Raw genomic sequence first — 8,122 nt, forward strand, 5'->3', positions numbered from 1 at the left:
AAATATTATTTGGCTTAAAGACCCAAAACTGATGGATCCTAAAACTATTTTGATTTACGAAAATAATCACTCAATAACAGGAATGACCAAAATCCTTAATTTTGGTGATTATATAAAACTTGTATTTAAAAATGGATATAAAAAGATCTATAAGCGATCCAGTCTTGTAATCGAGGAAACCTGTTTATCTAATAATTCAGCACGTGGTACGTTTGATTATCTAAAAACTTTAGCCAGATACGTGAGTATAAAGGATGAAAAGGACAATAGTTTTCTCAGTAAGCAGTATGAAAAGATTTCCATGATTAGTCCCCGCAGTGTTTTAGCTGCTTATTTATCCGGGATCCCTTTTGATGGTGAAAATAAACAAGTTAAGACTTTCTATCCTTTTGGATTTAATATCAGCCAAAAATCAGCAACGGAAAAGGCCTTAATAAACCAGGTTAGTATCATTGAGGGACCTCCGGGGACTGGAAAAACCCAGACAATCCTGAACATTATCGCGAATGCGGTGATGAATGATAAGACTGTTGCGGTTGTCAGTAATAATAATTCTGCTACAGCTAATGTCCTTGAAAAACTTCAAAAGTACGACGTTGATTTTATTGTAGCTTATCTTGGCAACAATCAAAACAAAGCTATTTTCTTTGCTAATCAGAAAAATACATATCCTACTATGAGTGAGTGGACTTTACCGCTTTCAGAATATAAATCGATTCAAGCTGAATTAGTTGCATCGCAAAGAAAATTAGATGAAATGCTCGATTATCAAAATAAGCTTGCTATTCTTAAGCAGGAACTATCAAATTTTCAAACGGAATATGAATATTTTATGCGGTATTATGAGCAATCAAAGTTTAAACCTTTATATCTAAAGTCTTTCTTAAAATTAAGTTCTGAAAAGATTTTAAGGATTCTATTAGAATTCAAACAAAATCTGAACAAAGGTAAGATCACATTCAAGAATAAAATCTATAATTTATTTGTTTATGGAATCTATAACTTAAAGCTCTATAAAATTCCACCGGATCAAGTGGTTTCTTTTTTACAAAAGTCTTTTTACGAGAAAAAAATGGACGAGTTAAACTCGCAAATCGAATCAATTTCAATTACGCTTGAAAACTATAGCTTTGAACAAGAAATGAAGGAATATAGCCGTCGTTCAATGGACTTATATAAGGCAAAACTGGCTGAAAAGTACAGGGGTGGAAGCAGGCCAATATTTACAGGTGATGCATTGTGGAAGGACAATCTTAATAAGTCTTTTATTAATGAGTATCCGGTTACTCTAAGTACGACTCATTCTTTGCGAAACAGTGCAGCCCAAAACTATCTCTTTGATTACATCATTATTGATGAGGCATCGCAGGTGGACATAGTTACAGGTGCTCTAGCCTTATCTTGCGCTAAAAATGCAGTGATTGTTGGCGATGTTAAACAGCTCCCGAATGTTGTTTCGAGCGATGTTGCCAATCAAACGAGGAGAATTATTGAGTCTTTTGGAATGGCTGAGGCCTACAATTTTGAAGACCATAGTTTATTGTCTTCTTTCTTGAGCTTATATAAGACGATTCCTAAAACACTCTTAAGAGAGCATTATCGCTGTCATCCGAAAATCGTCGGATTTTGTAATCAAAAGTTTTATAATAATGAGCTGATTATATTAACAAAAGAACAGGATAATGATCATTCACTTGTTTTGTACAAGGCAGCCAAAGGGAATCATGCAAGGGGAAGGATGAATCAGCGTCAAATTGACGTGGTTTTTAACGAAATTATCCCTGACCAAAAAATAAATGAAGAAAATGAAACGGTAGGGATTATCTCACCATACCGTTTACAGACGGATGTACTACAAAAGACGATTGGAACTCGAAAAATAGATGCAGACACCGTTCATAAATTTCAAGGGAGAGAGAGAGACGTCATTATCCTTACTACGGTAGTGAATTATAATGAACCGAATGACTTTGCTGACAATTCCAATCTAATCAATGTGGCGGTTTCACGTGCCGTTCGTAAATTGATTGTGGTTGTATCTGATGGCAGCGAGAGATGGAAAGGAACGAATATTGGCGATTTGGTAAGATATATTCAATATAATAATTTTGGGATCATCGAGAGCCAAATATACTCCGTTTTTGACCTGCTTTACAACAGCTATTCTGACAAATTACTTGACGTGTTGAAAAAAAGTAAAAAGGTTTCGGATTATAAATCGGAAAATCTCATGAATACTGTAATTGAAAAGGTGTTGAGTTTACCAGAATTCCAAAGTCTTGACTGGTTACTGCATCAGCCATTACGTATGCTGATAAAAGATCCGGTAAAGCTAACGGAGGACGAACACCGATATGCCATGAACATTTTAACGCACACTGATTTTGTTATTTTTAATAAACTGGACAAAATGCCTGTCTTGGTTGTTGAAGTAGATGGACATGCCTACCACGCCGACAATCCTAACCAGTTAAAACGTGATAAAATGAAGGATGAAATTTTACGAAAGTATGGGATTCCTATCCTCAGAATGAAAACTACTGAGAGCAGGGAAGAGGAACGCTTGAGGGAAACGTTGAATGATATCTTTAAAATAAAATCAGAGGTTGCCGAATCAATATAAAATAAAACTTAATAAAAGTGGAAATCACAAGGAGGAAATCCAGATGAATATCGTTCAAAAATCAATAAATTTTGCTTCTATCGCACATCGAAATCAGACGAGGAAATCAACAGATATTCCCTATATCTCTCATCCTTTTGCGGTGGGGATGCTTTTGCAAAAGGAGAAGTGTTCAGATTCTGTCATCGCTGCAGTTATCCTTCATGATACTCTTGAAGATACCGATACAAATTATGAAACTTTAGTAGAGAATTTTGGAGAGCATATTGCGGATTTAGTAAGAGCTGCTTCTGAACCTGATAAAACCCTCCCTTGGTATGAAAGAAAACAACATACCATCGATATGCTAAAAGAATTATCAATAGAGGAAATACAAGTCATCACTGCTGATAAATTACATAATCTGCAATCCATTAAGGAAGACCGTGTGACCTAAATTTAGATGTAAATGTAATTAACCTTCTCAAAGAAATGTCCCGGAAACGCCACCCGCGAAGGGAGAAGTTAATTAATGATTACATGGATTTAAAAAGAGATCTTGGTGGAAGACCATCGTATTTGGAATTACATTTAAAGGGTGCATCAGATTCTCCACAATACAGACAGGAATTTAGTTCGTACTTTGGATTTCTTAAATGGGCAGAGGAATTAACAGATCAGTAGATAGAAGTTTATGATCGATATGAAAATTGGTTCGTTGAAGTAGAAAAAACGGGTATGGCCAAAAGTTATAAAATGGTGATATTAATGGCTATGTTGGAGCAGGGAGTCTCGAATTGGTATCATCCCATTTCCTCTATCGAAGTAGCACCTTTCTTTCATCAATACCTAATGGAAAAAGAACATCGGAAAAGAATTGATTTCTCCGATAAAGGTGCCAAAAAATTATGGGATTATGATGAAAGCGGGGTTAGCAAACTGATTGCTTCAATGCCGATGACAAAATGGAGTGGCAGCTCAAAAGGGTTAATTACATATGAACAAGATACATTTATGTTAAACCTTGAAGTAGCAAAAGAAGAAGAAATATCTCTCTTTAACTGGACAAAAGAAATATGTGAATACCGCCTACATTATCATTTTGAACGGAAAGGTAAGAATTTCCTTGTTCAATAATTTGAGGAAGTTTAACTTAGTATTTTTGAACAACCGATTTAAGAGAATGTAATAGGGTAAAAAGTGTCAACAATATTAAAGTATACTTTTAAAGAGCTGCCCGAATAGAAGGCAGCTCTAATTATTGGAAGAACAAATAAATCTTTCAAATTGTGTTTGTATTGAATTCTATTTGTTCGTTCTGTTTTGACTTCAAGTTATCTAGTTTCTTCTTAACAGCCGCTGGATCGGTTAAGAAATAATAGGTTGCACCATTTATGGAATAGGGTTCATCAAACCAAATTCCGTTATTTATAGCCGACCAGTTAAAGCGTTTAGCACCATTATGATTCTTGAAAAATCTTGCTGCCTCTTGAATGGATGGACATTCCGCTAGTAGATCTTCCCCTTTATAAATGTTTACCGGTATTTCCGATTTGTTTTGTAATATTGGTCTTTTTCTCTCCATGTTGGTCTCCTATACCGTATTTATTAGCTTCCTACGTTTTCCTCAGTACTTCTTTTTTCATTAGATTAACAAGTGTCCCTTTATTTTTATAACGATTATAAGCAATTAATCTATTTAAATCCTTAATAGTCAATTGAGCTGGATCGATCGCTAGTTCGAATTCCGGCTTGATCTTTTCCAGTATAGAGAGCGCATATTCAATTTGCTTTTGGGTTAGGGTGTAATCTTCCTGATTAGTGGATTGATTCTGGATCGATTGATCATTTGTAGTAGTTTGTAATGTTGCCGCATGCTCCCTAATTTTTGCCTCTACTAACGCCTCAACTTCAGCTTGGCTGATCGCTTGGACCTCTACTTGTTTTGTATGTTGGTTTGTATTAAATAATTTTTCAAGAATTCCTTTAAACAAGGTATCCACTCCACTTTCTTTCAATCTCGTGTTCTATGTAGGTAAATTTTATCATTTCTATTATTAAATGAAAAAATTGAAAAAACAATGCCTTTGGGGAATTTTGTGTATTTTAGTAGATAATTGTTAAAATAATAGGGGGGTTTTACAATTATAGAAGATTTATGTAAAAATTTAGGTCGATTGCACTAATTGTAGTATAATGAAGGAAAATGCAACTTTTGGAGCGGTTATTATGGCTATTACTATACCTGAAACGATTAGGTCCACTGCCACAACGGGTGAGCGGTTATTTTTCCGAACTTTAAAAACCTATCTGCCAGATGATTATATTGTTTATTTTGAACCGGAAATTCAAGGGAAGAAACCAGATTTTGTGATTATTGGTCCGGACCTTGGCATGGTTGTGTTGGAAGTGAAGGATTATACTAGAAATACACTTTTGCAAATTAATCATGATGAATGGCATATCGTGGCAGCAAATGGTGATCAAACCATTATCCCCAACCCCATGAACCAGGCGAGAGACTATATGTTTAAGATCGCTGATGTCCTTAAAAGAGATAAGAATCTAATAGAGACAGATGGAAAACATAAATTGAAAAAATTGAAGTTCCCTTATGGATACGGTGTCGTCTTTACGAGATTGTATACGAAGGACTTTATTAGAGATGGACTTTACACGGTTATTGAACCAAATCTTTGCTTAACAAGAGATGAAATTGACTCTGAAAAAGAGGGCTTTTCGGAAGAAATCTTGATGGAAGAAAATTTTGAATATGTTTGTGATTCCATATCGTTTAAAGGAACCACTTTCGATCGAAGACATTAATGCTATTCGCTATCATTTATTTCCTGAAGTTCGAATTAGTGCAGAATTTAAGGCGCCTGTTCCTTACCAAGATCAGCTTTTACTGTCACTACATGATATTAAGACAATGGATCTCCATCAGGAGAATTTAGCGAAACAGATTGGTGATAAAAACCGTTTGATTCGTGGGGTGGCAGGAAGCGGGAAGACGATAATATTGGCCAGTCGAGCAAAGATGTTGTCAAGACAAAATCCCGATTGGAAGATACTTATCCTTTGTTATAATATCTCCCTGGCCAATGCGATCCAGCAAATGATTAATCATATGCTAAATGAACCAGAGGATCTATTTGATTTTGATCCAACTATGAAGGCTGTACAAAATCAAAACATAATCGTTCGGAACTTTCATGCTTGGCTTAAGAATGATCTAAAGATAAGCGAGCAGAATCTCTCAGAAATCATCGATAAAATCGATAGGAAAGAAACCATTCTTCCATCCTATGATGCGATATTGATAGATGAAGGGCAGGATTTTGACGCGGATTGGCTCCGTCTAGTCAGCTTGCTAATCAATACGGATACCCAGTCCCTCTTATTGGTAGAAGATCGAGCACAAACGATTTATAGACGAAAACGATCATATTTGCAGGATACCGGTTTATCTTTTCAAGGCCGGTCAAAGGTATTGTCTATCAACTATCGAAATACTGCCCAAATCGTTAAGTTTGCCTGGGAATTTTATCGTGAGCATTCGATGTTTAAAAATAAGGTCGTAAATCGTAGTATTGAAGGTGAAATCATTGCTCCGCAAAGCACGAAACGGAAAGGGCCAGAGCCTGGTATCATTCGAGCAGCCAATTTCTTTGCTGAAATGAGAATGGTTGCGAGGCAAATGAAAAGGCTCCATGAAGAGAGGAAAGTACCGCTAGAAGAAATGTTAATCCTTTACAGAGTAAAGCGGACACATAAATATCCGATTGTGGATATTATTAAACGTTCATTAGCTGAGTTGGGATTGCCTAACTACTGGATTACCGAGAATGACGTGTCCAAGCGATCTTTTCAAAAAGAAGATGGAAAGATCAAAATAAGTACCATTGATAGCAGTAAGGGACTCGACTTCCAAGCCGTGTGTATTGTCAATGTGGATTCCATGCCATTTCCCCTTGAAGAGGATAAGGAAAGAGAGGTTTCTTTATTCTACATCGGAATGACAAGGGCGAAGGAATATCTTTGCTTGTCTTATTCCTGTGAATCCGAATTTACACACTATTTGGATCGGATTTTACTCGAGAGGAACCAGAAGAAAAGTGGGTTTGTAAAGATAAAATAGAATAGTAAGATCTACATTGTTATCCCCCAGGAATTGGTAAGTGAACGTATCTGTTTAGTCTCAGTTTTTTATAAAGACTCTTTATTTAATGTTGATGGTGTTTTAGGAGGAATGAATACCATGTCTTCATACCGTCTTAATTGCCGTTTGCCCTACATAACCTGCAACTATGTCAGCTCTATCCACTTCCACCAAATGACCGTGACTCAGGTAAACCTAATGCTTTATTACAAAATAGGAAAATTTAGTTATTAACTCAACTTTCGCAGAGTGAAATCGGCAAATAGGCCTTGATATAACTAGGAAGGACAGAGATCCACTGCTCAAGTTAACTTTGAATTAATTTTTTGATTTTCTTATTCGTCTGTTTTAGTGCGTCTTTAAGAAGCTCAATCAACTGTTGTAATGCAACAGCCCAATCAAGTTCATTTACTTTATCACATAATTCGTAAAACAGACCTCCTATTGTGCGTTGATCGGTATTACAACGATTTTGCCACGACAGCACAATAAAACGAGCAAACACAATAGTGGTATGGCTAATCAGCCCATCATAGGAACGACTTTGGAACTCTTTTTGAAGGTTTAAAAGTGATTTAGTCTCATATAGGAGGCACCTCTTCTGTTGATAGTGTATTCTAGTCAATCACACTATACCAAAGAACGAGGTGTTTTTCATTTTTTATTAGGTTTGTCAATCAACAGAATAGATAGACTCTGAACTTAGCACAGTCAACGATTTGCACTTATTTTATTGGTGCGAAAGTTGAGTTATTGAATATTACAAAAAACAATATTTCTAAAAAAGAGGACAACATCTCTCTTGTGAAAGCGCTTTGACAAAAGTAATCTAGAGTACAAGCAGAGGAGGGTATTTATGAAAAATACAAGAAAAAAGTATAGTAAAACGATTGCAGTACTTTTAGCTGGTTGTATGGTAGGTTCTACATGGTTTGCGAATAGTTCTCTGATATTAGCAAAGGGGAACACGGATAGTAAACAAGAAGGTAGTCAATTCATTCCACGAAGTGCACAAACGGTTATTTCTTCTAAACAAATGGACGTTCTCGTCGATGTGAAATTTCCAAGAGTAATTCAGTACGATTTAAAATCTGGAAATGGAGCAGGGAATACTTTTTACGGACAGACTGAGGCATTAGATACAATCCTTATTAATGACGTAGCAGTAAAACCAAAAGTAAAAGCAAAAGTTTCATCTGATAAAATAACGTATGAGATGACTTTAATAGACGTTAGTCACAATATCTCTGCAGTTATTACTGCTGAGCTGGTTGTTAAAGATAATATTTTAGAATTCAATATTACAAAAATTGTGGACAACAAAATCGTAAAAACAATTGAAATTCCAAATCACAATT

4 protein-coding genes and 4 pseudogenes are annotated in these 8,122 nt (G+C 35.7%); 5 read left to right on the top strand and 3 right to left on the bottom strand.

Features of this window, described 5'->3' with window-relative positions; translation table 11 throughout:
- The 3 genes and pseudogenes from V7137_RS21275 to V7137_RS21285 form a co-directional block, all read left to right on the top strand.
- Positions 1–2,623, top strand: a 2,623-nt coding sequence (locus V7137_RS21275) for an AAA domain-containing protein (protein WP_335699925.1), incomplete at its 5' end; no start/stop codon positions are given.
- Between the two features lie 43 nt (positions 2,624–2,666).
- Positions 2,667–3,059 carry an HD domain-containing protein gene (locus V7137_RS21280; RefSeq protein WP_218346638.1) on the top strand — a complete coding sequence of 131 codons (393 nt, stop codon included), beginning with the start codon at positions 2,667–2,669 and terminating at the stop codon, positions 3,057–3,059.
- A pseudogene (locus V7137_RS21285) lies at positions 3,050–3,739 on the top strand (hypothetical protein); the annotation flags it as partial. The gene V7137_RS21280 and the pseudogene V7137_RS21285, both read left to right, overlap by 10 nt.
- Positions 3,740–3,884: 145 nt before the next feature.
- Here V7137_RS21285 and V7137_RS21290 read toward each other — a convergent pair.
- Together V7137_RS21290 and V7137_RS21295 are read right to left on the bottom strand one after the other, a co-directional pair.
- Positions 3,885–4,187: a hypothetical protein gene (locus V7137_RS21290; RefSeq protein ID WP_335699926.1), complete on the bottom strand. Its 303-nt coding sequence runs from the start codon at positions 4,185–4,187 to the stop codon at positions 3,885–3,887.
- Positions 4,188–4,218: 31 nt separating this feature from the next.
- Positions 4,219–4,605: an ABC transporter ATP-binding protein gene (locus tag V7137_RS21295; RefSeq protein ID WP_308128759.1), complete on the bottom strand. Its 387-nt coding sequence runs from the start codon at positions 4,603–4,605 to the stop codon at positions 4,219–4,221.
- Between the two features lie 226 nt (positions 4,606–4,831).
- Here V7137_RS21295 and V7137_RS21300 point away from each other — a divergent pair.
- Positions 4,832–6,743, top strand: a pseudogene (locus V7137_RS21300) (DEAD/DEAH box helicase).
- Between the two features lie 256 nt (positions 6,744–6,999).
- On the opposite strand, the pseudogene V7137_RS21305 reads toward V7137_RS21300, so the two are convergent.
- Positions 7,000–7,344, bottom strand: a pseudogene (locus tag V7137_RS21305) (IS4 family transposase); the annotation flags it as partial.
- A 276-nt stretch (positions 7,345–7,620) separates the two neighbouring features.
- On the opposite strand from V7137_RS21305, the pseudogene V7137_RS21310 reads away from it, so the two are divergent.
- Positions 7,621–8,122 (top strand): annotated as a pseudogene (locus V7137_RS21310) (endo-alpha-N-acetylgalactosaminidase family protein); the annotation flags it as partial.

It is taken from the genome of Neobacillus drentensis, assembly GCF_036962765.1.
Lineage (GTDB): Bacteria > Bacillota > Bacilli > Bacillales > Cytobacillaceae > Neobacillus > Neobacillus drentensis_C.